General features: G+C 60.2%; 32 protein-coding genes. 26 read left to right on the top strand and 6 right to left on the bottom strand.

Features of this window, described 5'->3' with window-relative positions:
• The first annotated feature begins 11 nt into the window (after window positions 1-11).
• From HNQ08_RS05835 to HNQ08_RS05825, 4 genes are read left to right on the top strand one after another with little or no spacing between them, the layout of a single operon-like run.
• Window positions 12-341 carry a hypothetical protein gene (locus HNQ08_RS05835; protein WP_184128338.1) on the top strand — a complete coding sequence of 110 codons (330 nt, stop codon included), beginning with the start codon at window positions 12-14 and terminating at the stop codon, window positions 339-341.
• 2 nt (window positions 342-343) lie between these two features.
• Window positions 344-466 (top strand): PDDEXK family nuclease, encoded by a 123-nt coding sequence (locus HNQ08_RS27855; protein WP_268239998.1) that lies wholly within the window; start codon window positions 344-346, stop codon window positions 464-466.
• Window positions 467-510: 44 nt separating this feature from the next.
• Window positions 511-876 carry a hypothetical protein gene (locus HNQ08_RS05830; protein WP_184128335.1) on the top strand — a complete coding sequence of 122 codons (366 nt, stop codon included), beginning with the start codon at window positions 511-513 and terminating at the stop codon, window positions 874-876.
• Window positions 873-2234 carry a hypothetical protein gene (locus tag HNQ08_RS05825; protein WP_184128332.1) on the top strand — a complete coding sequence of 454 codons (1362 nt, stop codon included), beginning with the start codon at window positions 873-875 and terminating at the stop codon, window positions 2232-2234. Before HNQ08_RS05830 ends, HNQ08_RS05825 begins: the two co-directional genes overlap by 4 nt.
• Here the strand turns inward: HNQ08_RS05825 and HNQ08_RS05820 are convergent.
• The 4 genes from HNQ08_RS05820 to HNQ08_RS05805 all read right to left on the bottom strand — a co-directional run bounded on the left by HNQ08_RS05820 (window position 2215) and on the right by HNQ08_RS05805 (window position 5815).
• Window positions 2215-3270, bottom strand: coding sequence for a hypothetical protein (locus HNQ08_RS05820; protein ID WP_184128329.1), 1056 nt, complete (start codon window positions 3268-3270; stop codon window positions 2215-2217). The two genes, HNQ08_RS05825 and HNQ08_RS05820, sit on opposite strands and share 20 nt — an antisense overlap.
• A 269-nt stretch (window positions 3271-3539) precedes the next feature.
• The gene (locus tag HNQ08_RS05815; protein WP_184128326.1) at window positions 3540-4550 is read right to left on the bottom strand and encodes a DUF4365 domain-containing protein; all 1011 of its coding nucleotides are present in this window, start codon (window positions 4548-4550) and stop codon (window positions 3540-3542) included.
• Between the two features lie 257 nt (window positions 4551-4807).
• Window positions 4808-5230 (bottom strand): hypothetical protein, encoded by a 423-nt coding sequence (locus tag HNQ08_RS05810; RefSeq protein ID WP_184128323.1) that lies wholly within the window; start codon window positions 5228-5230, stop codon window positions 4808-4810.
• A 177-nt stretch (window positions 5231-5407) separates the two neighbouring features.
• Window positions 5408-5815 carry a hypothetical protein gene (locus HNQ08_RS05805; RefSeq protein WP_184128321.1) on the bottom strand — a complete coding sequence of 136 codons (408 nt, stop codon included), beginning with the start codon at window positions 5813-5815 and terminating at the stop codon, window positions 5408-5410.
• A gap of 105 nt (window positions 5816-5920) precedes the next feature.
• Here HNQ08_RS05805 and HNQ08_RS05800 point away from each other — a divergent pair, with 105 nt between their 5' ends.
• Window positions 5921-6217: a hypothetical protein gene (locus HNQ08_RS05800; RefSeq protein ID WP_184128317.1), complete on the top strand. Its 297-nt coding sequence runs from the start codon at window positions 5921-5923 to the stop codon at window positions 6215-6217.
• Here HNQ08_RS05800 and HNQ08_RS05795 read toward each other — a convergent pair.
• On the bottom strand, window positions 6214-6747 hold the full coding sequence (locus HNQ08_RS05795) for a YfbU family protein (protein WP_184128314.1): 534 nt from the start codon (window positions 6745-6747) through the stop codon (window positions 6214-6216). The genes HNQ08_RS05800 and HNQ08_RS05795 overlap by 4 nt on opposite strands.
• 101 nt (window positions 6748-6848) lie before the next feature.
• On the opposite strand from HNQ08_RS05795, the gene HNQ08_RS05790 reads away from it, so the two are divergent.
• Together HNQ08_RS05790 and HNQ08_RS05785 are read left to right on the top strand one after the other, a co-directional pair.
• Window positions 6849-7064, top strand: a complete 216-nt coding sequence (locus HNQ08_RS05790) for a hypothetical protein (RefSeq protein WP_184128310.1) — start codon at window positions 6849-6851, stop codon at window positions 7062-7064.
• Between the two features lie 286 nt (window positions 7065-7350).
• Window positions 7351-7905, top strand: coding sequence for a hypothetical protein (locus HNQ08_RS05785; RefSeq protein ID WP_184128307.1), 555 nt, complete (start codon window positions 7351-7353; stop codon window positions 7903-7905).
• A 70-nt stretch (window positions 7906-7975) separates the two neighbouring features.
• Here the strand turns inward: HNQ08_RS05785 and HNQ08_RS05780 are convergent, their stop codons facing one another.
• Complete coding sequence (locus tag HNQ08_RS05780; RefSeq protein WP_184128304.1) at window positions 7976-8203, bottom strand: hypothetical protein; 228 nt, start codon at window positions 8201-8203, stop codon at window positions 7976-7978.
• A gap of 35 nt (window positions 8204-8238) precedes the next feature.
• Between HNQ08_RS05780 and HNQ08_RS05775 the strand changes: the two genes are divergently transcribed.
• The 19 genes from HNQ08_RS05775 (at window position 8239) to HNQ08_RS05685 (ending at window position 23157) form a co-directional block, all read left to right on the top strand.
• Window positions 8239-9681, top strand: a complete 1443-nt coding sequence (locus HNQ08_RS05775; RefSeq protein ID WP_184128301.1) for a hypothetical protein — start codon at window positions 8239-8241, stop codon at window positions 9679-9681.
• A gap of 14 nt (window positions 9682-9695) precedes the next feature.
• Window positions 9696-11081, top strand: coding sequence for a hypothetical protein (locus tag HNQ08_RS05770; protein ID WP_184128298.1), 1386 nt, complete (start codon window positions 9696-9698; stop codon window positions 11079-11081).
• 111 nt (window positions 11082-11192) lie between these two features.
• The gene (locus HNQ08_RS05765; RefSeq protein WP_184128295.1) at window positions 11193-11723 is read left to right on the top strand and encodes a hypothetical protein; all 531 of its coding nucleotides are present in this window, start codon (window positions 11193-11195) and stop codon (window positions 11721-11723) included.
• A gap of 75 nt (window positions 11724-11798) precedes the next feature.
• Complete coding sequence (locus tag HNQ08_RS05760) at window positions 11799-11969, top strand: hypothetical protein (protein ID WP_184128292.1); 171 nt, start codon at window positions 11799-11801, stop codon at window positions 11967-11969.
• Window positions 11970-11979: 10 nt separating this feature from the next.
• Window positions 11980-13281, top strand: a complete 1302-nt coding sequence (locus HNQ08_RS05755; RefSeq protein ID WP_184128289.1) for a hypothetical protein — start codon at window positions 11980-11982, stop codon at window positions 13279-13281.
• Window positions 13282-13336: 55 nt separating this feature from the next.
• Complete coding sequence (locus HNQ08_RS05750; RefSeq protein WP_184128286.1) at window positions 13337-13711, top strand: hypothetical protein; 375 nt, start codon at window positions 13337-13339, stop codon at window positions 13709-13711.
• 82 nt (window positions 13712-13793) lie between these two features.
• Window positions 13794-14996 carry a phage major capsid protein gene (locus HNQ08_RS05745; RefSeq protein ID WP_184128283.1) on the top strand — a complete coding sequence of 401 codons (1203 nt, stop codon included), beginning with the start codon at window positions 13794-13796 and terminating at the stop codon, window positions 14994-14996.
• Window positions 14997-15037: 41 nt separating this feature from the next.
• Window positions 15038-15535 carry a hypothetical protein gene (locus HNQ08_RS05740; RefSeq protein ID WP_184128280.1) on the top strand — a complete coding sequence of 166 codons (498 nt, stop codon included), beginning with the start codon at window positions 15038-15040 and terminating at the stop codon, window positions 15533-15535.
• Window position 15536: 1 nt separating this feature from the next.
• Window positions 15537-15911 (top strand): hypothetical protein, encoded by a 375-nt coding sequence (locus HNQ08_RS05735; protein ID WP_184128277.1) that lies wholly within the window; start codon window positions 15537-15539, stop codon window positions 15909-15911.
• Entirely contained in the window at window positions 15908-16246 is a 339-nt protein-coding gene (locus HNQ08_RS05730) for a hypothetical protein (RefSeq protein ID WP_184128274.1), read from the top strand. Before HNQ08_RS05735 ends, HNQ08_RS05730 begins: the two co-directional genes overlap by 4 nt.
• Before the next feature lie 2 nt (window positions 16247-16248).
• Window positions 16249-16683: a hypothetical protein gene (locus HNQ08_RS05725; protein WP_184128271.1), complete on the top strand. Its 435-nt coding sequence runs from the start codon at window positions 16249-16251 to the stop codon at window positions 16681-16683.
• 2 nt (window positions 16684-16685) lie between these two features.
• Window positions 16686-17357 (top strand): hypothetical protein, encoded by a 672-nt coding sequence (locus HNQ08_RS05720; protein ID WP_184128268.1) that lies wholly within the window; start codon window positions 16686-16688, stop codon window positions 17355-17357.
• A 167-nt stretch (window positions 17358-17524) separates the two neighbouring features.
• A complete protein-coding gene (locus HNQ08_RS05715; RefSeq protein ID WP_184128265.1) occupies window positions 17525-18142 on the top strand; it encodes an SUKH-3 domain-containing protein in 618 nt (205 codons plus the stop codon).
• Between the two features lie 179 nt (window positions 18143-18321).
• On the top strand, window positions 18322-18753 hold the full coding sequence (locus HNQ08_RS05710; protein ID WP_184128262.1) for a hypothetical protein: 432 nt from the start codon (window positions 18322-18324) through the stop codon (window positions 18751-18753).
• Window positions 18753-19079: a hypothetical protein gene (locus HNQ08_RS05705; protein WP_184128259.1), complete on the top strand. Its 327-nt coding sequence runs from the start codon at window positions 18753-18755 to the stop codon at window positions 19077-19079. Before HNQ08_RS05710 ends, HNQ08_RS05705 begins: the two co-directional genes overlap by 1 nt.
• A complete protein-coding gene (locus HNQ08_RS05700) occupies window positions 19076-19537 on the top strand; it encodes a hypothetical protein (protein WP_184128256.1) in 462 nt (153 codons plus the stop codon). Before HNQ08_RS05705 ends, HNQ08_RS05700 begins: the two co-directional genes overlap by 4 nt.
• Window positions 19538-20215: 678 nt before the next feature.
• Complete coding sequence (locus HNQ08_RS05695) at window positions 20216-20764, top strand: HNH endonuclease (protein WP_184128253.1); 549 nt, start codon at window positions 20216-20218, stop codon at window positions 20762-20764.
• A 219-nt stretch (window positions 20765-20983) separates the two neighbouring features.
• On the top strand, window positions 20984-22192 hold the full coding sequence (locus HNQ08_RS05690) for a hypothetical protein (protein ID WP_184128249.1): 1209 nt from the start codon (window positions 20984-20986) through the stop codon (window positions 22190-22192).
• Window positions 22193-22305: 113 nt separating this feature from the next.
• Complete coding sequence (locus tag HNQ08_RS05685) at window positions 22306-23157, top strand: toll/interleukin-1 receptor domain-containing protein (RefSeq protein ID WP_184128246.1); 852 nt, start codon at window positions 22306-22308, stop codon at window positions 23155-23157.
• Window positions 23158-23426 lie beyond the last annotated feature (269 nt).

Genomic DNA, 23426 nt, shown 5'->3' with positions numbered 1-23426 from the left:
GTGCAGCACCGATGACCACGGCCCACCGCTGCCCCAGTCTTCCTCGCCCCGCTGATCTGGCCGCCTGCACCACCGACGCGGCCCTGCTGCAGCTGACCGGCCAGGGTGCGCTGCCCCTGCTGATGGTCTACCAGCAGTCGCGCCGCCCCCGGCATCTGCCCTGCCGGATCCTGCTGGGCCTTGGGCTGCGCTCCCTGGTGTCCGGCGATCTCCTGGACAACGCCCGCATTCACATCAAGGGGGACCCCCCACCAGTCATGCGTGTCCTGCGCACTGCGCTCCCCGAGGCTACCCTTGAATTCTGGCCGCCTGCGCGGCGACGTCGACGGCGGACCGTTTGACCATGAAGCCAGAAACGCGCTGTCTCTGGTTCGCCGAACTCAAACAGCCGGGCAACAAACCCAGCGCCGCCCAACTCGATTGCCACGCCCGCCTGTGCGCCGCCGGGTTCTGGGTGGTGGCCTAGACCCTAGAAGACCTGCTGGCCGTAGAGCAGGAGGAGAGAAACGCATGACTGAACCTAAGACCAGCCCCCTGCCTGACGTGTACCGCTTGCTGGCCGTGTTCAGTGGCGTGCCCAAAACCACCATGAGTGCCCTCTTGGATTCCGGCCTGTGGACCCAGGAGGACGGCGCGGCCATCAGTGACCACCAGCGCGGTCTGCTGCGTGTGCTGGCCACCGACGGACGCATCCAGTGGGTTACCTGGGGACCGAACGGCCCGGGCTACGTGCTGACCGGCTTCGGCGAGGCGGCCCTGGACACCTACGCCCAGCGTTACGGCCCGGCCCACGCCCCCCGGCGTGGCCGCAGCCTGGGCGAGATCGCCCGCGAGCGCCAGCAGGCCGAGCGCGAAGCGAAGGAAGGTGCCGCTTGAACACCCAGAAGGCCCTGCTGAACCTGAAGGTGGGTGAGACCGTGTACTACCTGCCGCCCAGTGAGCGCCCCCACTCCGGCAGCCGGGCCACGGTGCAACGGGCCCCACGCGCTGATGTGAAGACCCCCAGCGTGCGCCTGGAGTTTCCAGATGGCACGCTGCTGACCGCACCGCTGAGCCATGTTCGCCGTACGTCGCCCAAGGCAGATACGCCCGCTTTCCTGACCGACGCCCGCAGCCGCCCCGCCTGGACACGCCTGGTGACCGCGCTGCGGGGGGAGGCAAGTCCAGCACAGCAGCAGGACGGCGAGGCCCGCGCGCGCCAACTGGCTGGGATGGTGGCCCCCAGAGGTAGCGAGAAGGCGGCCAAGCTCGATGTCGCCCGCGTCCTGCTGGAGGCGGCGCAGGCAGAAGCCCAGACCGCTGACGCCCAGCAGCCGGGCCGAGGTGGGAAAGGTCAGCCGAAGGCGCAGCCCCTGTCCCCACCCACGCTGAACACCAATGTGGAGCGTCTGGATCAGGACCAGCGGGCCATGATCAACAGCATTGCCAAGTGCATTCACCGCCGATACTTCCTCTCGGACCGTGAAGTGCGGGACTTAAGCGAGGCCGAGCGCGAGGCCGCCGGGGTGCGCAGTGTGATCGGGCAGCTCATCGGTCTGGGCCTGCGCGACGTCGGCGGGGCGGAGGGAGGCAGCCGTTCCGCTCCCAAGCCTAGTGAACTTCATGCCCTGGCCCAGGACACCCTGACCCGGGCCTACCCACTGTCGCTGGAAGCCTGCCAGATGCTGCTCTCCGGCAAGGCGGACCACGCCTTCACGTTGGCCACGCAGGTGCAAGAGTTGCGTCTGACCGCACTGGCTGCTCAGCGTGAACTGGACCGGACCCGGACTCAATACCATACCGGGCGCTACTTCCACGGTGACGTCTTAAGCGTCCGCGAGGAGCACGAGGACGGCGGCATGACCCAGTACTACGTCCGGCTCACGATCATTTACGGCGAGGACGGCCACAGCGTCCTGGTGGCCAATGCCGCCGAGATCGAGTCATTGACTGGACTGCGCGTCGGGGCGCACGGCTGGGCCTCGCTTTGCCGTTGGATCGAGGACCACAGTGAACGGGCTGGGGGACGCAAGCAGGGGCGGCGGCAGGCAGACGACGAGCGCATGATCTACCGAGATGATCGCAACTATCTGGTGCTGCGAGAGGGCATCAATCAGGATCTCGTTCGCGCCTTCGACACCATTCGCTGCGCCATGGTGCTGGACGACGTGAATCCTTTGGACATCCCAAACACCCACCCCACACCCGGCCTCCATCCCGCGAAGCGACGGGACACTAAGACAGAAGGTCGTTGATCGTCGTTAGCACAACGGTGCGGGCCATATCCACAACTCCCTCGTCGATTTTTTCCTCTTGGGCGTGCTCCTCGCGAGGGTGAACGTAATTCCGGTACTCACGCAGCACTTGGCCGAATCTCATACGGGAGGGATGAATCCATCCAGCTTGCTTTGCTACTTGAATCAGATCGTTGAGCGACCATTCGCGCAGAGGCTTGGCTTTGCCCTCTGAGTCCTTGGGGGTCGCATCCTGGGTGTTGGCCGTCTTGAGGTTGGAGTGCACCTTCGCATACAGCACGCCCTCCAGCAGGCTCCCGTAGGCGATTAGGGCAAAGCGGGGTGCCTTAGATTGCGTCAGCCGCTCTGCTTCTTGCCAGCGGTCTTCCAAAATGACGATTAGGGCAGTATCTGAGGTCAAATGGGAAAATTCTGGCGCTGGAATAGGACTGGACGGCGGCGTCGAAGGAGTATCGCCAACAGTGCGCCTTTGATAGACATCACCACGCATTCGGTAGAGCACATCCGAGTGAATTTCAAGGATGCCGGCGCGCCGCAGATCAAACATGGTCTGTACCACAGCACGCATGTTCAAGCCTGTTGCCAAGGCTACACCATCAGCGAGAAACCAATCTGCCTCCTCAGTAGCTCGTGTATTGCGATAAGCCTCATAGAAGAATTGTTCTACCGCCTCACGTACCTCTTCATTGGAGCTGGCGTAATCAATAATACCTTGCACCTGAAGGCTCTCTAGGCGTAGAGACGCTGCTAGTGGCGGTGGATAGTCTCTGGCATATATATAGGCGAGGCGTGCTGCCAGAAGAGGAATTTCTCTGTCTCGATCTTCCTCTGGAATAGTCATCACAGCTTCGCCTAGGACTTTCACTTTGGTGACTTTCTTATAGCCTCCATTGACACGCGACCTGATTTCAAGTGATTGAATGTATCCCTGAGGATCCGAGTCCATTGGCCGTTTTGGATAAAGCGCCAACGTTACCACTTGCTCGTTTAATACTGTGCTGACAACAGGGGGCGGCTGGGTTGGGGCGCGGGTCACGTCCACATGATTGCAGAAGGTCCGGGAGTGCTTGACAAACTTCACGCAGAATTAGCAAATTACTTTTTAGGCTGGCCGCATTGATCCATTTTCAGCGCACGTGCCCTTGCCGTAGCAGGGGTCACGTCGTTCGAGCGGAGCTTGCATGTAGTCGAGCACGGGCTGACGTAGGAGCAGGTCATAGTCCGCTGCGGCATGGAGAAGGATAAGGTGGAGCCCCTGTGACCGAGACGCTATGACCGAGCAAGGAATAACGGGAAAGGAAGGGTTTAGTCAGGGGTGGTTTCTGAAGTGATCGTTGGGCTGATTACCTCTCGATAGATTTGTTGGAAGCGATTTATTCTCGGAATTCTACTCGCGTATGAAGTAAAATCCATGCCCACAAACCCTTCCTGCGCAACCCTCAATCCATCTCCATCATCTAAAAGCTTATTCTCCACAAAATGTGTCTCTAGTCGTCCTATATAAGTTATTAAACTTTTACCCCTGCTACTTAACGTAGCAACGAAGAAAGGCTGAAGTCCGTAATCATTCCAGTCACTAAGACAGTCAGAAAAATCGAAGGACGCTAAGTTTTGTGCGGCGATAAATCTGACAAAGCTAAACACAAATTCATGATAGGACGGAGTCAAAGCAACCAATCTCGATTCCCCTTTATGAGCTACGTTATAACTAGCAGCCTCGGCAGCAATTTCAATACCAAAATATAGAGATCTGCACATATTCGTAAGTCCATGTGTAAATAAATCAAGATATGAAACATCAAATTCTCTTCTAACAATTCTCTTAAATGCCATCTCTCTCAAGATCTCTTCGATGCTCTCTATGAAAGGTTCACTACCTGACCCAGTGTTCTCGAATATTCTATCAACAGTAGTATTTTGTAAAATACTATTCCTAGGTATTAATATTTCTTTTGTTCCAGATCTCAGTTGTTGCCTTGCATCGGTCCAATAACTAATCTTCTCTTCAGTATCGTGGAGAACAAGCAAGACGGGCATTGGATACATCTCCCAATACAGCTCGTGCTTCTTCTCGGGTTTATACACCCAATACTCTTCTCCACGCTTTCTTAGATAGCTTGTGCCCGCTTTTACTTGAACTGCAACCGTTCTGCCAGTCGCATAACCGCTGGCATTCACAAGTTCAAGCTGACCATCAATGCCCACATCTCCGGTTGAGGTTTCACGCCAAATCTGTCCAATTTCAGCAGCAAAGCTTTGTACTGCTGCAATTCCCCTTCGTTCTTGCGCCTGAGAGACACCAGGTTTTGGAAGCATTGAGGAAGTATAGAAGGTGACTACCCATGCCCAGCCCCGCCAAGAAGCAATCCACTCCCAAAAAGACCGACAGCAGTGGGGTGAAGCCCTAGACGATTCGAACGGCAGAAATCGAAGGCTGCTGTCCTAGGCGGCAACGCATCTCGTGATAGGACGGCAAAAATCCCGATTTGTGGTGCTTAGAGACCCAGAGGGCAATCACTTTTTTATGGTTCAGAGGTAGCAAGTGGAGATTTGCTAAGGCATCAGGACGAAAGTCAATTCATAGCACTAAGGCGAGCGCGTTCTCTTGCTGCCACTTCTTTGGCAGCTTTCATCAACAGGAATAGAGCATCAATACCGACATAAGCAGCGCCAAGTAGAAGACCTCCAACGACACTGGTCCAGCTTGGTATTAATCCAGAGAATGTTGCCCAGAGAGAAAGTATTCCTAAAGCGAGAGAGATCGACGAAAGAACCACGCACAGAATCGTACCTACAAAGGCGAGCATCCTCTGAGTGTCGCTCGCTATTCGCTGGGCCACCTCGGTATTGGAATCTGATTGACGTGTACGTTGTAGGGATACCCAGGACTTTCCTTTTCTGAGCAGCCATAATCCCCCCGTCAATAAGAGGCCGAACACAAGACCGACAATCTCCCCACGCAAGTCTCCAAGAATTTCATTCAGCATATTGCTCACTACGTGACATCACCTTTTTTGTTCCCATTTTGGCCACTAGGAGGTGACCCGCCGATGCCCGACAAGCCACCCCGCAAGGAGCCTGTACAGAAGCGGGGAAAGAATCTCACCACTGGATCGAGAGGCTATGGCCCGGAAAGCACGCCTGGTGGACAGGTCTGATGCGGACTTGTCGAATCACCGGAACGGCTGTAGTGCGTCGGAGGCAGCCCGCATGGTTCCCGGACTCCCACGCAGGATGGTGCGCGTCGAGCCGGACGAAACGACAACAGCAGCGCGCTGGACAGCGAAATAAAGACCGGTGGCGATTGCGGAGGCCAGCACCCACCAATACCAGTCCACGATTTCGTATTCACCAATGGCAGGCCTGGGATCTGAAGTTGCCAAAAAAGCAAACACAAACAGGATCACTGCGAGCCACAGGAACAGCGGATTCCGGGTCTGCTGGAAGGCCACCATGTTGATGTTTCGCAGTGGAATCGAGAGGCGAGAACCACCGGACTCCAATAGCGCCACCTCATTCCCCACCGACAGTTGATAGCCGCCCATCCCGTTGACCGTCAGACCGCTCATCACGCTTGCCATGACGTGCATTCTTCCAGCTTCTTGTCTGCGCTAAGACCGCAAATGCCCAGGAGGTGACCTGCCAATGTCCATCCCCCATGAACGGTGCACACCTTAGGGAACCCCATGAAGGATGCACCGAAACGCCAACCGCGTCAGCAGACCACCACCCGCGCCGAGCGTGCCGCTCTTCCCAAATGCACGGGCACCAACCAGGCGCGTGGGGAACACGGCGTCCTACCGATGGCGGCCATCGTGCGCTGCCTGCGAGACGAGGAAGGCCTCACCGCCGAAGAAGTAATGCAGCGCTGCGGGATGGAGAAAGAAGAAGTCACCCGCCTCTACGAGCGAGGCGGGATGACTGAAAGGGGAACGCAGGGGAAGGAGAGCTTTAGTAAGGGCTGGACGCCAACTCGGTCCTAACGACGTTCAGGGAAAATTGCTACCGACTTCAAGCGCTCCAAACCTTCGACCCCCGCCGCCTGTAGTCCGGAGGCTCCACCAATCGCCCGGAACTCCTCAAGCATGCGCTGGTGCAGCTCCCTGGATGGGGAATGACTGTTTGGGAATCGGTCGCTCACTAAAAACTCGCTATAGGCACTTCCGTCCTCGCGGGCGGCGAACAGGGCGAACGACAGCAGTTCGGATTCGTTGTTCCCATCAAATCCTCTCATGGTCAAAGCCCAATTGCCGTCTGCGTTGATGTCTACGCCTTCAGTTTCCGCCACTCCCCTAATAGCAAGATGCATGTCGAGCACGTCGTAGACGAATTCGCTGTCCTCTGCACGCATCCCCTCACTCAACGACATGTCTAATTCGTCATAGAGTGCCTCATAACCATTCGTGAGGATGTGCACCATTCGCCGGTAATGCTCCTGCTCATCTTCGTCAAGGAAGCCGAGAATTTTGAACTGGTTCACGAGGATCAACCGTTCCGTGGTCGTCAGTTTCATGTACCCTCCAAGGCTAGTATCCCAAATGCCCATAGAGGAATGCTGTAACGCTGTCGGATAGGGCCGAACAATGTCACGCATTGAAACGGATAAGCTGGGTCATGGCTCGAATGATGAGTACACCCAACTTGGTCGAGAATGCAGATGGTACGTTTTCCCCAAAAAAGGCGTCTAGCATTCGCTTTCGTGCTCGCATCGTAGAAGGCCTCGGGCAAGTGGAACTCTTGTTGGGGGAAGATGTCATCATCATTCACAAAGGCATGATGAGCGAGGAAAGCGCGCTGGAATTATTGAATGCCCAGTTGAACCGCTGGTAGGCATGTCCCACTTCATTCAAACTCCCGACAAGAATCGCTACATCAATCTGGACCTCGTCCTCCAGGTTCGCCTCGTCGGTCGGTCAATAGTTGTATCAGGCAGAAGTTCAGCTAATCTCGCAGGAATGGGTGGCAATTTGCGAGCCTGGAGCTCAACACAACGTTGCGCAGTACCTCAAGATTGTGCAGGACCCCGATAAGTGGCTGCCCAATCCTGCTTGATCCTCTGTCAGGCCCCCCGCCCAAGAGGCGGGGCTTTTTTTTTGCAACTAGGAGGTGACCAACCATGCCCAGCCCCGCCAAACCCAAGAAAAAGACCGACAGCAGCGGGGCGAAGCCCCAGAATGACAAGCGCGTCAAGCACGACTGGAGCGCGATCCGCCGCGAGTACATCCGTGGCGAGGACACTGTCACGTTGGCGTCCTTAGCCGACAGAGACGGTGCGCCATCCGAGAGGCAGCTTGAACGCCGCTGTGCTGCCGAAGACTGGCCTGAGCTGCGGCTCCAGATGCGTCGGGAAATTGACGGGAAGCTCAGGCAACTCGATCTGGACCTGAAGACCGAGGTGCGGATGCGGCAGGCCAGGGTGGGCAAGTCCTTTATCCGCCTGGCCGAGGACGCCCTGGAGTACCAGCGCCCCGAGTCCCTGGACCCCATCGACATCGCCCGCTTCGCCAAGATCGGCGCGGAGTTGGAGCGCAAGAGCCTGGGCATGGAAGAGGTCAACATCAAGATCGGGCGCATCAAGTCTCCGGATGACCTGGACAAGCACAGCGAGGCCGAGCTGTGGCAGCTGGCCGGGATGCTGCCGCCGGATGAAAACGAAGATGACGACTTCTAGCGCGTACAGGCCCACCCGCCGGGACGTCATGCAGGCTATTGCCCGCAAGCGCCTCCAGGAGATGGGCAAACTACAACCGCAGCAGCAGCAGGGCCGCAATGAGCAGCAGAAGTGGACCGAGCGCTATGGCCGGGACCTGATCGGCTTCTGCGAACGTGTCCTGGGCATGACCCCCTGGCGCGGGATGAACGGGAAGCCCGGCCAGCACGAGGTGCTGAAGGCCATCCAAGACAGTGTCTGCCGCCAGCTCGACGGTGAGCAGAACGTCCCTTACATCTTCGTGGTGGAGGCGGGCCACGGCCTGGGAAAACTTATGGGCTGGAAGCGCCCGTCATGGCGTGGTTTTACCGCTGCTTCCAGCCCTCCGTTGTCCAGTCCACCGCCAACAGCGTCCAGCAGGTGCGCGACACCCTCTGGAAGGATGTCCGCACCCACGTCACCAATGCCCGCGCCCGGCGGCGCAACGTCATGCCAGGCCTGCTGCCCCGCGACATGCGCGCTGAGCAGGCCGCCAACCACTTCGCCATGGGCTTTACCACCAACGACGCCGGGGGCAGCGGCACGGAGCGTGCCCAGGGTCAGCACAACGACTTCCACCTGTGGGTCTTTGAGGAAGCCGAGGGCATCCCCGAGTTCATGTATGACGCGGTCAAGCGCCAGTTCACCGGCAACACCGTGCGGCTCTGGCTGCTGATCGCCAACCCCAAGACCTCCTCGTCCACCTTCCAGGAGATGAAGCTTCACCCCCTGGCGCTGTCCTTCCGCCTGAGCCTGCTGGACTTCCCGAACGTGTGGAACGGCACCTCGGAAGTGCCTGGCGGCACCGGGCGCGACACCTTCAACGCCTGGATCGAGGACCAGCGCACCTTCGGCTGCGAGGTGGTACCTGACCACGACGAGGCCCGCCATACCTTCAGCGTGCCGTGGGCCGTGCCCAAAGCTGGGGGCGGCGAGCACCCGCCCGGTACCGTCTTCGCCCCCAAGCGCGGCTTCCTGTATGGCGCCCTGGGCATCCCGCCCAGCGGTGGCGGCGGCGACACCTTCATCAGCGCTGGGCGCTTCGATGCGTGCCGGGACCGGGAGATCGTCCCGGCGCCGCTGATTGAGGGAGACCCACCCCGCGAGATCTGGGCCGCTCAGATCGGGGTGGATTGCAGCCGCTTCGGTGACGATGCTGGCACGATCTACTCGCTGGCCCGCCGCGTGCTGCGCTTTGAAGAGGCGATCCAGGGCGCGCAGGAACTGGACGAGATCACCCGCACGGACCGCTACGTCCAGGCCGTGGCGAAGGCCGCCCGGCGACTGGCCGCTCAGGGCGTGACCCGTCTGAGTGTGCGCGTCGCTGCCGGGTACGGCGGCGGCATCATTGACGGCCTGCGAAAGCTGGTGGACCTTGCGGCCCTCTTCCCGGACGGCTACGTGGTGCACGAGGTCGCCTTTGGGAGTGCGCCCAAGGACGCCGAGCAATACGCGGATCTGGTCACGGAGATGTACGCCGTGACCGACGAGGTCTTGAGCGTGATCCGTATCGAGCACCCACCGCTTCTGCTCAAGCGGGACCTCACCGAACGCAAGTACGGCTACGTCACGAAGGGAGACCGCGACGTCCGCAAGCTGGAGAAGAAGAGCGACTTCAAGAAGCGCACGAAAGGGCAGTCGCCCGACGACGGGGACGGCGCAGTGCTGGCCCTGGCCCCGGAGCGGTTGTTCAAACCTAAGACCCTGTCGAGCGCCATCGCCGCACTCGACGACTACGCGCCCATCGGGCTGGACTGATAAGGAGGTGAAGCATGTTATTCGGACCCAACGGTGAACCCCTGGAGGAAAGCGGCAGTACCGAAACCACCCTCTCGCAGGGCTGGCGCGAGGGACTGCCCTGGCAGGACCTGGGCACCAGCGGCCGGGTTTACGGCGTAGACCGCGACACCGTGCGGCGCCAGACCCGCACCGCCTTCTTCACCAACCCGCTGTTCGGCGCGGCCGTCGAGATCGCCGTGGCCCTGCTGATCGGCGACGCCTTCACCTATGCCGAACTGAACGCCGACAAGAACGCCCAGGCCGCCCTGGCAGACTTCTGGGACACCAACGATCTGGGCCAGCTGATGAGCAGCCGCCTGGTCACCGAGTACCTGCTGGATGGCGAGCTGTGCAGCGTCTTTCCGCTGGAGGACATTGGCGATCAGGCGGCCCGCATTGCCCACCTCGACATGGACCGGGGCGTGCGGATCAAGGCGGACGTCTCATCGGGCGTGACGCAGGTGACAGCACCTGGGGCAGAGAATCAAACCCTGACCTGGGAACCTGGGCAGTTCGTCTTCACGGCGCACAACGCGCTGTGGAACGACGCCCGAGGCTGGCCGGTGGCCATGCGGGCACTTGCCCCCGCCGACGCCTACGTCACCCTGCTCCAGCACCGCCTGAACACACACGATCTGCAAGGCCGCATTCTGGGCGTGCAAACCGTCTTCGTGGACCGCAAGGACCCCAGCAGCCGCGCCACCTATCAGGCCAAGGCGCAGGCGTACCGGACGATGCCCAGACGCGGCGGCATTCTGACCCTCGCCAAGGTGCTGGCCGACGACGGCAAGACCGTGATCAGCGACGAGATCAACTTCATGACCCCCGCCGCCGGGGCCGCCAACGCCGAGGCTGACGCCCGAGCTTTCGTGCGCCTGACCGCGCTGGGCGTGCTGGGGCTCCCCGAGCACTACCTGGGCGAGGGGGGCACGGTCACGCGCACGACTGCCGACAGCATGACCCTGCCCGCCATCCGCAGCGTCCTGCGCATCCACGCGGCACTGCGCAGCCATCTGGACCGGCTGTACCGCGCCGAACTGCGGCGGCGCTACGGGCCCGACAAGGTGTACACCATCACCACCTTCGACGTGAAGGACGGCGGCAAAACGCGGGTCAGCCGCAAGAAGAAGGTCAGGGCTGGACAGATCGAGGTGCCGTGGGTCTTCCCGACGATCACCCAGGACAGCCTGGCGGACCTGATCACCCGCGCTGAGGCCGCCGCCCGCAACGGCTGGGCCAGCCCGCAGACCCTCAGCGGCTCCCTTTCCTTCGATCCAGCCGAGGAAAATGATCGAATGGCCGCTGTTGGCCTGGACTTCGGACAGCCGAGCGCACGCGCCGCCACACCCCCAGGAGGTGAAGGCCAAGGGACCGCGTAGGTCATGACCAACGACTGAAACGGAGGAACGGAAACGATGACCCACCTCTGTTGGCCAACAGTTGTGCGCTGCCAAGCCCTCAGAGCCGCAACACCCGTAATCTTTGGATCAATGTCACACCGCTGCCATGTCGCGCTGATTTCGGATCACCAGGTGCAATTCCACTCCGACAAATGGGGGGCGCTCGGTTTGGCTCACGTTCTGATCTCTGGTCCGGACGGGTTCAGAACCTGGTTTGAGCAACAACTTGAAATCTGGCCGGATGCGGTCGGGCCCAACACCTTGGGAGTTATTCCTGAAGACTTTGCCGTGGTCAACGTGGATCAACAGCACCTAAAAATCTCTGAGTGTGCTGGGTTCGAGCATTGGGCAGAGCAGGTGCTGGGCCGGGCTCCTGAGCTTGCTGATCAGCTCATCCACATGACCCCACAGGGGCGCAGCGCTGCGTTGATGGTTTTGAAGGACCTCTGGCCGGGCTGGCAGGTCTCATTTGCGGCTTCACCTAGGCCGCAGCTGGACTGGGGGCACCTCCCGGATTTGTCGGCCGATGAGGTGTGGAACGCGTTCAAGGTCATGCCTCCACCCAAGGTGCAGGGCAAAGCGGCCGCCCGGCTCGCACAAAGCCTGAAAACGCTGATGTGATCAGACATTCTTTCGAAGAATTGTGGCGTGCTGGGAAGATCACACCCGCTTACACGCCCCCAGGAGGTGACCCCCGTGCCGGACAAGCCCCCGCAGACCCCACCACCCCGTAGTCCCATGAGCAAGCAGCAACGCCTCGCCCAGCGCGAGGCGATTTTGTTGCAGCTCTCGAAAGGAGAGCTCACACAGACCGCCGCCGAAGCCGCTCTCGCCCACCTCGACAGCCCGCCCGCACTGCGTGGCTGAAGGAGACCTCATGGACCACCGGAACCGCTCGCCCTGCATGTCCGCCCTCACCCGCCGCCTGTGCTTACAGGAAAGCGCCGCCCCCCGCACCGAGGTGGATCTGGACCTGCGCGAGACCCGCGCCCCCGAGCGCACCCACGCCGCCCTGCGCGAGGAGACCCGATCAGGCAAGACGGTCACGTTGGTGGACGTCACCGTCGCCACCGCTGGCCGCGTCAACCGCAACGGACGCCTCTACAGCCGCGAGGTTTGGCAGACGGCCATCACGGCGGCCCAGCAGGACCTCACGGACGGCAAGCTCTGGGGCCTGCTTGAACACCCCGATGACTGGTATGACCCGGCCAAGGGACGGCTGGCGGCCATCTGCCTGCGCTACGAAACGCTGGAGCTGGACGGCGACACGGTCAAGGCCACCGGTGTGGTGATCGACACCGCGGCCGGTCAGGACCTGACCGCCCTGCTGGGCGGCGGCGTGGCGGTGGGCGTGAGCAGCAACGGTCACGGCAGCGCCAAGTGGCTGCCCGCCCGCGAGGTCCTGCTCGACTTTCCAGATCCCGAAGCGTACATCCAGGTCATTCAGGACGACTACCGGCTGCTGACCATCGACGTCGTGTCCGATCCCTCGGACGTCAGCGGCACCGCCCGGCGGCGCGAGCGTAAAGCGCCACCCGCCCCCACTCCCCCACGCCCACAGGAGGGCACCATGCACCCCAAGATCAAAGCCCTGATGGAGAAGTACGGCTGCAAGACCCTCGAAGAGCTCAAGGCCAAGCCCGAGGCCCAGGCGGAATACCTGGCCACTCTCGAAGCCGTCATGCAGGAGAGTGTCAACCACCCTGCTCCCGCGCCCACCAACACAGAGGCGGGTACCGTCAGCCTGTCGGACTACCGCGCGCTGGAGCAGACTGTGGTGGAACTGCGCGGGCAGGTGGGTACGCTGAACACCGAGAACCACAATGCCCGCCGCGACACCATCGCCGTCACGGCCCTGGAAGCGGCCCGCCTGCCCAGCGCGGGGACGGTCAAGCATGGCGACACCGAGATCGATCTGGACGCCAGCTTCCGCGCCGAGCTGATCGGGGTGGCCCGCACCGCCGAGAGCGAGGACGTGGCCCGCAGCGCCGTTGAACGCAAGATCGTCGAGCGCAAGGCTGCCCTGGGCCAGCGCGAAAGTGCGCCGCGCCCCACCGGCCAGAACCGCGTGCCCCTGCCCAGCGGGGACAACAGCCGCACCCGCACTGAAGCCGAACAGACCCGCAGTGGCGAAACCCGCCAGTTCGAAAGCACCCGCAGCCGCGCCGGCCTGATCTGAGGCCCAACCAGCCAGGTTCCTTTCTCGCCACCTCAGCCCCTAGGAGGGCCATCCCATGAAGAACAAAAAGCACTGGGCCTACACGGGCGGCAGCATTTCTGTCGCTCTTCTTGTTCCTGCCGGCACCAAGAGCGGCGATCTCGTCAAGCTTGGAGCGGACGGCCTGTACGGCCACGCTGAGACCGATCAGGCCACCGCCGACATGGTCTCCAAGGGCACCGCGCCACAGGGCCTCGTCGAGAACCAGGCCACTGTGTTCCTGCCAGGAATCGTAGAGAGCATCGGTGTGCCCGCCGCAGCCATCGCCGCTGTCGCCACCTTCGGCAAGGTCTATCTGAAAGCCGACAAGACCTACGGGGCCGCGCCCGCCGATGGCCTGCACATCGGGTACAAGCTCAACGCCACCACCATCGCCCTGCGCGCCAACTGAGCAGCAGTCTCCCGTCCCTACAGGCCCAGCCCTCCAGCGTGAGGCGCGGGCCTGTTCCCTTTGCACTGCCCTGGAGGGCCGCATGAGCATCAAAGAGATCCGCTTCGAACTGACCCGCCTCGCCGATCGGGGCGTCATCCCCGAAAACCGCGTCATCCCGCTGACCATCCAGACCGTGCTGGAGGCGGCCCAGCAGCACTTCCAGATGGGCTACTTCGGTGGGTTCCTGGACAAGGAGCTGGACAACGTGCGCGCCATGGACGCCAGCGCCAAGGAAGCTGCCCTGATCCGCATGGAAGGGATGATTCTCGATTTCGAGAAGACCCGCCGCGCGCACCGTGAGACCCTCACCACCAGCGACTTCCCGCTGGCCGTCGCGCAGGTGCGCCAGGCCGCCAGCCGCCCCGGCTTCACCTTCCCCGAGAGTGACTTGCCCAAGTTCGCGGCCCGCCGCACGGCTACCGACTTCAAAGCGCTGAAGGGCACTCGGCCCGGCGCCATCGGCCACCGCTTCCTGCCGGTGCGTCCCGAGTCGGCCAACATTGAGTACACCAAGTTCTTCACCAGCGAGGAGGGCTACACCGTGGCCGACTACGCGCTGGCGCTGACGTTCACCTTCGAGGCGTACATCAACGATGACCTGGGCGACTTCACGGCCGCTGCCGCCGACCTGGGCAATGTGGCCCGCCGCACCCGCGCCAGCGTGATTCTGGACGTGATTCTCCGCAAAGCGCCGCGCGTGCCCCTGCTGGACGGTGAGGAAGGCCCGACGCCCGCCAACCTGGACCAGCTCGCCGCCTTCATGAGCGCGCAGGTGGACACCGCCACAGGCCGCCGGGCCAGCCGCCGCCCCACCGATCTGTTCGTGCCCACCATCTGGGAGCGCAAGGCCGCTGCCAGCATGGCTAACGAGTACCTGGTGCCGGTGGGCGGCGCAAGCGGGGCGCTGGCGATGGTGCCCAACCGCAACCCGGCGTACATGCTGGGCAACATCCACGTCGAGGACATGATCGCGGACCTGCTGGCCGAGTACCCGGACCGCTACGCTGCCAAGGGCGTGGGCGACGACGACTACCTGGTGGTGGACGGACGCAACAACCCCTTCGAACTGGCCGCCCTGCGCGGTTACGAGGGTGGGCCCAAAACCTTTACCCGCATGGTGAACATGGACGAGACGGATCTGGAAGGCGACTTCGAGAACCGCAACTTCGCGCTGAAGGTGCATGACGTGGTGGGCGCGGACTTGCGCGATCCGTACGGCGTGGTTATCGCTCAGGGCGACTGAGCCCTACCCGCCGTCCAAGCCCTTTCCTGGAGGACCGTACCGTGAAGAACCTGAAAACCGTGACCCCGGTGTTCGCTGGGGGAAAGTGGTTGCCTGCGGGCAGCCCGCTCCCCGGTGACCTGTCAAATTTTGATTACGAGAAACACGCTGCCAGGGGCCTGATTGAGGACACCGAGGGAGCTGAGATCCGCAATCCCAGTGCCCAGATGGAAGCGCTGGAGTCTCTTGCTGACACCGAGCTGGACACCTTGCGCCAAAAACTGGCGGAGGCTCAGAAGGAACGCGACGCCTTCGCCGCTGAGAAGGATCGGCTGATCGAATCGGCGCAGAGCCTGGCCGCCCACGTCCATACGAACGAAAAGGCGCTCGCTGAGCTGGGGACCGAACGCGACGCCCTGACCAGCCAACTGGCAGCAGCGCAGGCCCGTCCCATGCTGCCTGAGGACGCTCTCGCACGATTGATTGATGTCAAGGGCGTGGGTGAAAAGCTGGCCCCGGTCATTCTTGACGCGCTGACCGCTCCCGCGAAGGCGGACTAGCGTGGACCCGGCCGCCCGCTTCCTGCTGGATCCGGAACCGCTGACCCCAGCCATGCTGGGCGTGGCGAATCAGGAAGCTCTGGAAGCCCGTATCGCCCAGTATCTGACCTTGCGCGGCGTGGCAGAAAACGCAGAGCCCACCGAGCAGCAGCGGCAGGGAGTCCTGGCGCTGATCTACGGGGCCAGGATCGTGGTGCTGGAGGGTGAGGTGGAGAAGTTCCGCGCCGAGGGTGAGGTCACCATTGAGCGCGATCTTCAAAGCCGCATTGCCCGGCTGGCCGCCGCCCGTGACGTGGCCCTGGCACGGGCCCATCCAGAGGTGAGCACCGAAGGGGCGGACTTCGCGCCGTTCTTCGGCGAGTGGGGTGTGCAGTGAACCGGCTGCCCGGCCTTCAGGCCACCGCCCAGCGGCTGCTAAACCAGAACGCTGACCTTCTGTACCGTCACACCGATACCTGGAGCGACGGCACGAGCTGCCGCTTTAGCGTCCAGGACCCCAACCAGACGGATCAGGGCACCCGCCTGGCTCAGCGCCTGACGGGAGTGCCAGATGTGCTCGACGTGCGTCTGCTCAAGACCCATCCCGCAGACCCGCCGCCTGGTGAAGGGGCCAGTCTGACCTGGGACGGCGGCACGCTCACCCTGGTGAATTGGGGGCAGGTCAGCGACTTCACCGGGCTGGCCGTTGGAGTCTGTCGGCTGGTGCGCTAGCCGTGTCTTCCCTGATCACCGACATTCACGCGCGGCTGGTGGCTGCCCTGCCTGCTGGAACGCAAGTGCTGCTGCCAGAAGACCGGGAGCGGGCCCTGGCCGGACGCAGGCCGGGACAGGCGGGCGGGCTGAGCGGGTACCTGGCGGCGCATCCAAACGGCTACGTTCAGGTAGAAGACCCGCTCTCGATCAGTTCAGACGGCGTGACGGGCGTGTTCTGGGTGCCGGTAGCCGCATTGGCGCTGACCGCCGACGCCTGTCTCGATTTGGCCCGACTCGTCAGCCGCGCCCTGTGTGGGTTCCCGCATGATCCTGGGCCTCACCGCGAAGTCACGCCGGCGCAGCCCACACTGCTCCAGCCCGGCGTCTACATCTGCCGCCCCACCTATGACGCCCTCATCATCGACGGCACCCACACCGGGGCCGTTCAGGAGTAACCATGGCACTCGTAGCCAAGAACAGCACCACCGCCCGCCAAGCCGCCAACCTGACCCGCGAGGGCCGTCAGGTCCTGCTCAGCCCCCTCGCAGCGTTCGGAGCCATCCTGGCCGCGACGGACTGGGCCGATCTCGGCCTGTTCCCGCCTTCCGAGAAGGTTGCGATCAACACCAACGTGACCCGCGAGAGCATCAAGGCCCAGGATCCCAACGGCGGCCCGGATCTGCTGCTGGTGGAAGACACCACCGAGGTCACGGCCACCTACGACAACATTCCCGTGCTGACCCCGGACGAAACGGTCCGCGCCCTGCACGTCGGCAGCATCCCGGTAGCGATGACCGACGCGCTGGCGGGCGGCACCATCAGCCCGTTCGCGCCGGGGGCTAGCATCCCGGCCCGCATGATCGTGATTCGCCGTCACCAGGGCGGCGCTGACCCGCTGTACAAGGTCTACTGGCATCCAAGGGTGGCCATCCAGAACAACGGCGAGGGCGACAACCAGAACCGCGAGACGCTGCAGTTCCGCGTGCCGGTGCAGTCCTACCTGGGTGGACTCAGCGACGCGCTAGACGCCTACAGCGCGCAGGTGGGGCCGATGGGCGCGATCTTCACCATCCCGGCCAGCAAGCTCGACGCCCTGCTGGACATTCTGAAGGCCGAGGCCGCAGCTTAATTCCATTAGCCCGCCTCCGTTTGGAGGCGGGCTTCTACCGATCACGATATAGGTTGGCGTCATCATGGACCTTTGCGGAGGCATCGAAGTAGTGTCTGGCAGGCTTCAGACTCAAGGCAAATTACCTGGTTCTCAATCACGCCAGGAGCACGATCAATACTGTCTACATGACGAAAGCCCACGAGGTGCCCTGGAGTGAACGCCTAAAGACTTACTTTCAGAACCTCGGCTGGTCCGAAGGTCGTCGCGTGGACCTCACAGCGCTCCTCACTCGCCGGACTCAGCAGGGCTGGACGCCGTTCCCAGCAGCCATCGCGTTCCTTGAACAGGTCGAAGGGCTCGGCGATCCAGCGACCCAGTACTTTTCAGCGACCTGCGGCCCAGACTTCCATCAGGAGGTTCGGCCGCTCGAACGACGGATAGGCGCCCGCCTGTTCCCCATCGGTGCGGAAGATGGCTGGATGGCCTTCCTGATGGATGAGCATGGCCGGTGCTACGCCTGTGACCTCCCGTATGAGGTCACGGCATTCGACTCCCTGGATGATCTGCTGTTCAGTAGTGGTGGAGAAGAGCTGATCTTGCGTCATCCAAGCCCAGATCAGGTGGAATACAACGAGTTGCTTTTCCGGATGATTGAGTTTCGCCACGCAGGGTGCGCTTGGCATGACCCGGCGTACCAGGCGATGCTGCGTCGTCGACTGGCACTGGAGTTGAGCATCTATCGGTGGGACCATCCATTCGTCGAATTCAAAACCCCATACTCCCGCCCTCGGTTTGGGATGTGACGCGTTTTGAGAATTCTCGTCATCAAGCTCAGATCCGGGTGGCCCTACTTGATTACGGCGTTCTCTGGCCTTCAAGGAGTGCTCCAGAGTCAGCACTGATCAACTGGCCGGTTTCAGGTCCAATACAAAAGCAGTTCGTTCTCAATAACACAAGAGATCCTTTTTGATCTGGAGGCGGCATGCTCTACCCCATTCGTAAGAACGTCCGCCTGAGCGGCGGCACCGTGACCCTGCGCGCCTGGCCCGCCACCGTGGCCGACGCGCACCTCTCTGACCTGCTGACCCTCACCGTCACGCTCGGCACCCTGCGCGACGAGTGGGCGAACTTCCAGCGTAGCGATCTGGAGCCGGGCGTCTGGGCGGCCTTCTGGAGACTGGTTCACGCCAGTCTGGAAGCGGGCAGCCCCTTGCCCCAGCCCGTGACTTGGGATGATCGCCTGAAGCTGCTGACGGCCATGTGGGACCTGAACGACGTGGAGGAAACGGCGGGAAAACTGATGGCCCTGACCCAGCGCTCAGCGAGGCTGCTGACGAGGATTCAGGGCCAGACGACACCACCCTTGACGAGTTCGTTCTCCGCGAGTTCGGGCCGCTCGCGTATGCCAGCGTGATGACCTGGCCCTACCGCCTGATCGTGCGTGGGGTCCAGATCGAGCGCCAGCGCGAGGCCGCCGCTCAACTGGCCCGGCTGCGACTCTCGGCGGTGGCCGACAGCACGGACCTGGGCCGCGAGTACGTGGACCCGGACAATCCCAGCGGGCAGGCCGACACCAGCAAGCCCCACCACACCCTGCGCCCTTACCTCCAGACAGAGCAGGCCCTGGAGCGCACCGCCGAGCCGTGGCGGTATACCGAGGACGCCTTGATCCGCCGCCGCATCCGCGAAGAGGACGCGGATTTCGCCCGCTTCGAGCAGGCCATGGGGTTGCAGGCATGATCACCTTCGACGACCGCGAGCTGCTGGCCGTCCTGGCAAAGCTGGAGGCAGCCTGCGACGAGCTGCCGCAGATTGCCGAAACAGTGCGGGGCGAGGCCCTAGGGCACGCTCAGCTCCAGAGTGATCTGAACATCTATCGAACGACGCCCGGGAAGTACGTCCGCACAGGTGCTTTCAGACAAGGAATTCAGGCACGACAGACCGCAGCGAAAAACTCTGCCTCTGTGACCATCATCAATGCTGTGGATTACGCGCTGTACGTGGAGGTGGGACGGCAGGGCATGGACCTGGGAGTTTTGCAGACCATGGCTCTGGCTAATCCAGGTCAGCTGCTCACGCTGGGCCGCAGTGGGCAGAACTGGACAATCGCAGCTCCAGTGGTCACGGCGGCTCAGGCCTTCGCGCTGTACCGACTCCAGCAATTATTCGTCCTAGCGGTCAAAAACGCGGTAAAATAGAAACGTCAAACCCCCGCTACCTTTCTGGGGAGTCAGGTACGGGGCGCGACGAAAGCACATTGGAGGTGCTAACGCATGGAGAGCATAACTGCTAAGCGGTGCAGTAAGTGCGGTCAAGAGAAGCCAGAGACACTGGAATTCTTTGGCCCTAGCAAGCAATCGGCAACGGGGCTCAAGCATCGGTGCCGGGTTTGCCTGCGCGCTCAAAAGCGCGAGTGGGACGCACGAGCGGAAGAAAGCAAGCGTCAGAATGCCGACGCGAGGGCCGAGCGTGACAGGCTGGCAAGTCAGGGTTCTAAGCGCTGCGACGATTGCCAGGAGGTCAAGGCTTTTGCCGAGTTCGCAAAAGAAAAACTAGCCCCGAACGGGAGAACCAACATCTGCAAGCTCTGCAAAGGGGCAAGGTATGCGACGCGGAAGCTTTCGGCTGCACCCGATTTTGGTACTGCTAAACAGTGCGGAAAGTGTGGTGGAATCTTCCCGCGCTCGCCAGAACATTTTGTTCGTAACAACCGAGCTGCTGATGGCTTAAATCTTCATTGCAAAGAATGCACACGAGTAGCAGCGCGGGCTTTCTATGCAGAGAACACGGACCATGTCAGGGCAGCGAACCGGGCGAGTCGGCAGAGGCATCTAGAGCAGCGCCGACAGGATGTGCGGGACGCCTATCGCCAGCGAATGGCCATTCCCGAACTGGCCGAGAAAGAGCGGCAGAGTAAACGGGAGTCACAGGCAAAGCGTTTGCGCGAAGATCCGGCCTTTCGCCTGCGCCGCCGCGAAGAGTCTCGTCTTCGTTCACAAAGAGCCTCTGCCGATCCAGTGAAGCGGCAAGTTCTGAACGAAAGATCGCGAAATTACTTCCAGCGAAATAGGGAAACTCAGCTGGCGAAGCAGCGGGAGTACAATCGCCTGAATCCCGAAAAAATCAGAGAACAGAATGCGCGTACCAGGGCGCGGCGGCAGAACCTGGAAGGCGAGTACACGGGTCATGACTTGAAGCGCATCTTGCTGGCCCAAGGGTTCAAGTGCTTCTACTGTGGTGATGTCATAAGGAATGGGCCACGCGCTTGGCATGCAGACCATTTCATCCCAGTGGCACGCGGGGGCACGAATCACCCTGAGAACATCGTGATCGCCTGCGCTGGATGCAACCTGAGCAAGCACGACAAATTGCCGTGGGAATGGATGCCTGAACGCTTCAGCCCTGGTCCATCCCAGATGTCCTGAATCAATCCGGCGAGAGAAGCGAGAGGCCCGCATCTACGCGGGCCTCTCGCTATGGACTCAGGGACCGTCTAGCAGACACCCGCAGCCACAGAAGAGCAATAACAAACAGGGCCACAGAGAAGAGCAACCCTCAAGGTCTACACGCGTACAGCGGGCCTGCCGCCCTAGCTGCACCAGTTCCCACCTCAACTCATTCTTGCAAGCGACTATAATTAAAATATGTCAACACCCAGCCGATTGCAGATAAGAAGAGTAGGCGACAAAAGGGTGATATTCATTGATGATGTTCCCATCTCAGATCAAAAGTATAATTTTAATCTTTTTCGTCAGCGCGTTGTTGAAGATAGTCTTCCAGTTAATATTTCAGATACAAAACACAGATATGTAATTGAGCTCTCTTCTATTGAAGATGTAGAGATGTTCGGAGACTTAAAATTTTTTGAATTGGACGATATAGTGGTTTCCTTAAAGAAGGATGCCTTGATGTTCAAGGCACCATTTATTATATTACAGAATTTAACAATTTTAACCCATAAGAGAGAATCGACATATCCCATTGGCTACAGGTACTTCGATTGGTCTGGTCCTTTTACTTTGAGAGATTTTAGCGAGGAGGTGCGAAGGCTATACAATGAATCTTTTGATGAACCACATGACGAATCGGTAAGAGACTTGGGCATACTCTTTGATGAAGATGCAATTTTTAAAGATGCTTTTACTGATGCCAAGGAATTAGTGAAGGATATATTCGACAATGCTTTTGATAATTTATATGATCAGAGATCGCACAATGTAGCCAAATTTGAATTCGACTTTCCCGAACATGTTAAGTTTGCATGCGAGCAATATCTAGTATATTTTGGACAGTTTTTGAAAGATATAGGAGAAAACGTCAACGTAGAATTGAGACATGCTGGTGACAAAACTCTTTTCTCGGTAATTCCGGAAGATCAAGATATTGGTCTATCGAAAATCCATGAAGCGCTTTCTATCTATTTGAAAATTAGCGAGAGCAGAGATGATTCTGGAGCGCTCTCTTTGGCTGAAACAAGAATGAGGGTCATAATTTCCGGCTATCAATCTCAGATCATATCGCTACAGGCTGAAAATCAGGCCAGAAATATGGAAGTGCAAGCTGCCAAGTTAATAGCCCTTAACCAGCAGCAACTGATATCTAATCAGAGTCAGATTTTATTGCAGCAAGGGGAAATTATAGCTACTCAAGCCAAAGCTCTACTCGAATCGTCAAATTCCCAGGGAATTCTTGTGGAGTCCTTGAAGAGCGAGCAGGAAGAGTCTGAGGATGTTGTGGCCGGTTTGGTGAAAGTAAAGCCCTATGACTTGGGACCAATCCAGCTTGATATTCCCTCTGCATTTCGCAGGCTGAAGGAAATTTTTGGGAAACAAGATGATGTGGAACAGGAATAGAGAAGTTGACTAGCAGAAGCCCCCGCATTTGGCGGGGGCTTGTTATTACCCACTTTGGAGGTAGACCACATATGGGGTACGCAGGCAGCCACCGCTGGCTACACTGGAGGTCAATGAAAGTTTTCCTGAGCTGGTCCGGTGAGCCATCCAAAGCCGTTGCACAGGCACTACGCGATTGGCTGCCCGATGTAATCCAGAACTTAAGACCCTGGATGTCACAGCGAGATTTAGGCGCGGGCGTCCGCTGGTCAGCTGAGATCGAGGGGGAGTTGAGGGCCAGCGCCTTCGGCGTCATCTGCGTGACAGCCAACAACCGGCACGCACCCTGGCTGAACTTTGAGGCGGGAGCCATCTCCAACAATCTGGAAGGCTCCCGTGTCGTGCCCTACATCTTTGATATGGGCTTCGCCGATATCGAGGGGCCGCTCACCCAGTTTCAGGGGAAGGAAGCGACCAAGGAGGGAACGCGTGAACTCATCCATGCGCTCAACACGGTGGCGGGGGAGCAAGGTCTAGAAGCAACCCGCCTCCAAACAGCGTTTGAGCGGATGTGGCCGGACCTGCAAGAAAAGTTGCAGGCGATCCCAAAGAGTGAAGGCGCTACGGAACAGCCTCAAGCTCAACAGCGAACGGCAGATGACAAATTAGACGAAGCCTTGTTGCTGCTGCGGAATATGTCGGTTTTTAATACCGAGAGAACTCAAACGCGACGCAAACCCGGCTATGATTTTTTAAATATGTCAGATATAGATGATAATCTGCATAAGATTAGAGAGGAAAGGCTCCTTAGGATTATTAAAGACACGGTGGGCGATATCGCAATTGGTTTTCGTCTCTTATTAGATGCGGGTGTGGTTGAAATCATTCCTGTTAGCGACAGAGGCCTGAGTGAGGAGCTAAGGAGAAAGCTGACCGATAAAATCACGCTTGAGTATCCTTCATTCACTGTAATTTTTATCTCGTAAAGACAGATTCAGGAACTGCCGACTACTTTCATCCCCATCGATAACCCCCGCATCTGCATCTTGCGGGGGTTCGTCATTGGAGAGCATGGACAGGGGTAGGGGCAGATCGCCCGGGTCAAGATGGGCAGCGCCTTCAGCGCTGGACACCAGCTCTCCGCAGAATGAGCACACCTCAATGAACAGCGAGCTGGTAGCACCGCCAAGGCCCTCAGCAACGGCCAGAGGCTGTTGGGGAAGTCGAACTGCCGGTGCGGGGCGACGTGAGGGTA

Origin of the sequence: Deinococcus humi (assembly GCF_014201875.1) — a bacterium.
Taxonomy (GTDB): Bacteria; Deinococcota; Deinococci; order Deinococcales; family Deinococcaceae; genus Deinococcus; species Deinococcus humi.
This window is presented reverse-complemented; position numbering and strand designations above follow the sequence as displayed.

Excerpts from the sequence above, each read along its gene's own strand:
- HNQ08_RS05695 (WP_184128253.1), top strand. The coding sequence starts at position 20,216 with ATGGCCATTCCCGAACTGGCCGAGAAAGAGCGGCAGAGTAAACGGGAG.
- HNQ08_RS05805 (WP_184128321.1), bottom strand. The coding sequence starts at position 5,815 with ATGGCAAGCGTGATGAGCGGTCTGACGGTCAACGGGATGGGCGGCTAT.
- HNQ08_RS05835 (WP_184128338.1), top strand. The coding sequence starts at position 12 with ATGACCACGGCCCACCGCTGCCCCAGTCTTCCTCGCCCCGCTGATCTG.
- HNQ08_RS05720 (WP_184128268.1), top strand. The coding sequence starts at position 16,686 with ATGGCACTCGTAGCCAAGAACAGCACCACCGCCCGCCAAGCCGCCAAC.
- HNQ08_RS05750 (WP_184128286.1), top strand. The coding sequence starts at position 13,337 with ATGAAGAACAAAAAGCACTGGGCCTACACGGGCGGCAGCATTTCTGTC.
- HNQ08_RS05795 (WP_184128314.1), bottom strand. The coding sequence starts at position 6,747 with ATGAAACTGACGACCACGGAACGGTTGATCCTCGTGAACCAGTTCAAA.
- HNQ08_RS05800 (WP_184128317.1), top strand. The coding sequence starts at position 5,921 with ATGAAGGATGCACCGAAACGCCAACCGCGTCAGCAGACCACCACCCGC.
- HNQ08_RS05770 (WP_184128298.1), top strand. The coding sequence starts at position 9,696 with ATGTTATTCGGACCCAACGGTGAACCCCTGGAGGAAAGCGGCAGTACC.
- HNQ08_RS05830 (WP_184128335.1), top strand. The coding sequence starts at position 511 with ATGACTGAACCTAAGACCAGCCCCCTGCCTGACGTGTACCGCTTGCTG.
- HNQ08_RS05715 (WP_184128265.1), top strand. The coding sequence starts at position 17,525 with ATGACGAAAGCCCACGAGGTGCCCTGGAGTGAACGCCTAAAGACTTAC.
- HNQ08_RS05785 (WP_184128307.1), top strand. The coding sequence starts at position 7,351 with ATGCCCAGCCCCGCCAAACCCAAGAAAAAGACCGACAGCAGCGGGGCG.
- HNQ08_RS05765 (WP_184128295.1), top strand. The coding sequence starts at position 11,193 with ATGTCACACCGCTGCCATGTCGCGCTGATTTCGGATCACCAGGTGCAA.
- HNQ08_RS05710 (WP_184128262.1), top strand. The coding sequence starts at position 18,322 with ATGCTCTACCCCATTCGTAAGAACGTCCGCCTGAGCGGCGGCACCGTG.
- HNQ08_RS05685 (WP_184128246.1), top strand. The coding sequence starts at position 22,306 with ATGAAAGTTTTCCTGAGCTGGTCCGGTGAGCCATCCAAAGCCGTTGCA.
- HNQ08_RS05690 (WP_184128249.1), top strand. The coding sequence starts at position 20,984 with ATGTCAACACCCAGCCGATTGCAGATAAGAAGAGTAGGCGACAAAAGG.
- HNQ08_RS05815 (WP_184128326.1), bottom strand. The coding sequence starts at position 4,550 with ATGCTTCCAAAACCTGGTGTCTCTCAGGCGCAAGAACGAAGGGGAATT.
- HNQ08_RS05755 (WP_184128289.1), top strand. The coding sequence starts at position 11,980 with ATGGACCACCGGAACCGCTCGCCCTGCATGTCCGCCCTCACCCGCCGC.
- HNQ08_RS05700 (WP_184128256.1), top strand. The coding sequence starts at position 19,076 with ATGATCACCTTCGACGACCGCGAGCTGCTGGCCGTCCTGGCAAAGCTG.
- HNQ08_RS05790 (WP_184128310.1), top strand. The coding sequence starts at position 6,849 with ATGGCTCGAATGATGAGTACACCCAACTTGGTCGAGAATGCAGATGGT.
- HNQ08_RS27855 (WP_268239998.1), top strand. The coding sequence starts at position 344 with ATGAAGCCAGAAACGCGCTGTCTCTGGTTCGCCGAACTCAAACAGCCG.
- HNQ08_RS05705 (WP_184128259.1), top strand. The coding sequence starts at position 18,753 with ATGACCTGGCCCTACCGCCTGATCGTGCGTGGGGTCCAGATCGAGCGC.
- HNQ08_RS05775 (WP_184128301.1), top strand. The coding sequence starts at position 8,239 with ATGGCGTGGTTTTACCGCTGCTTCCAGCCCTCCGTTGTCCAGTCCACC.
- HNQ08_RS05745 (WP_184128283.1), top strand. The coding sequence starts at position 13,794 with ATGAGCATCAAAGAGATCCGCTTCGAACTGACCCGCCTCGCCGATCGG.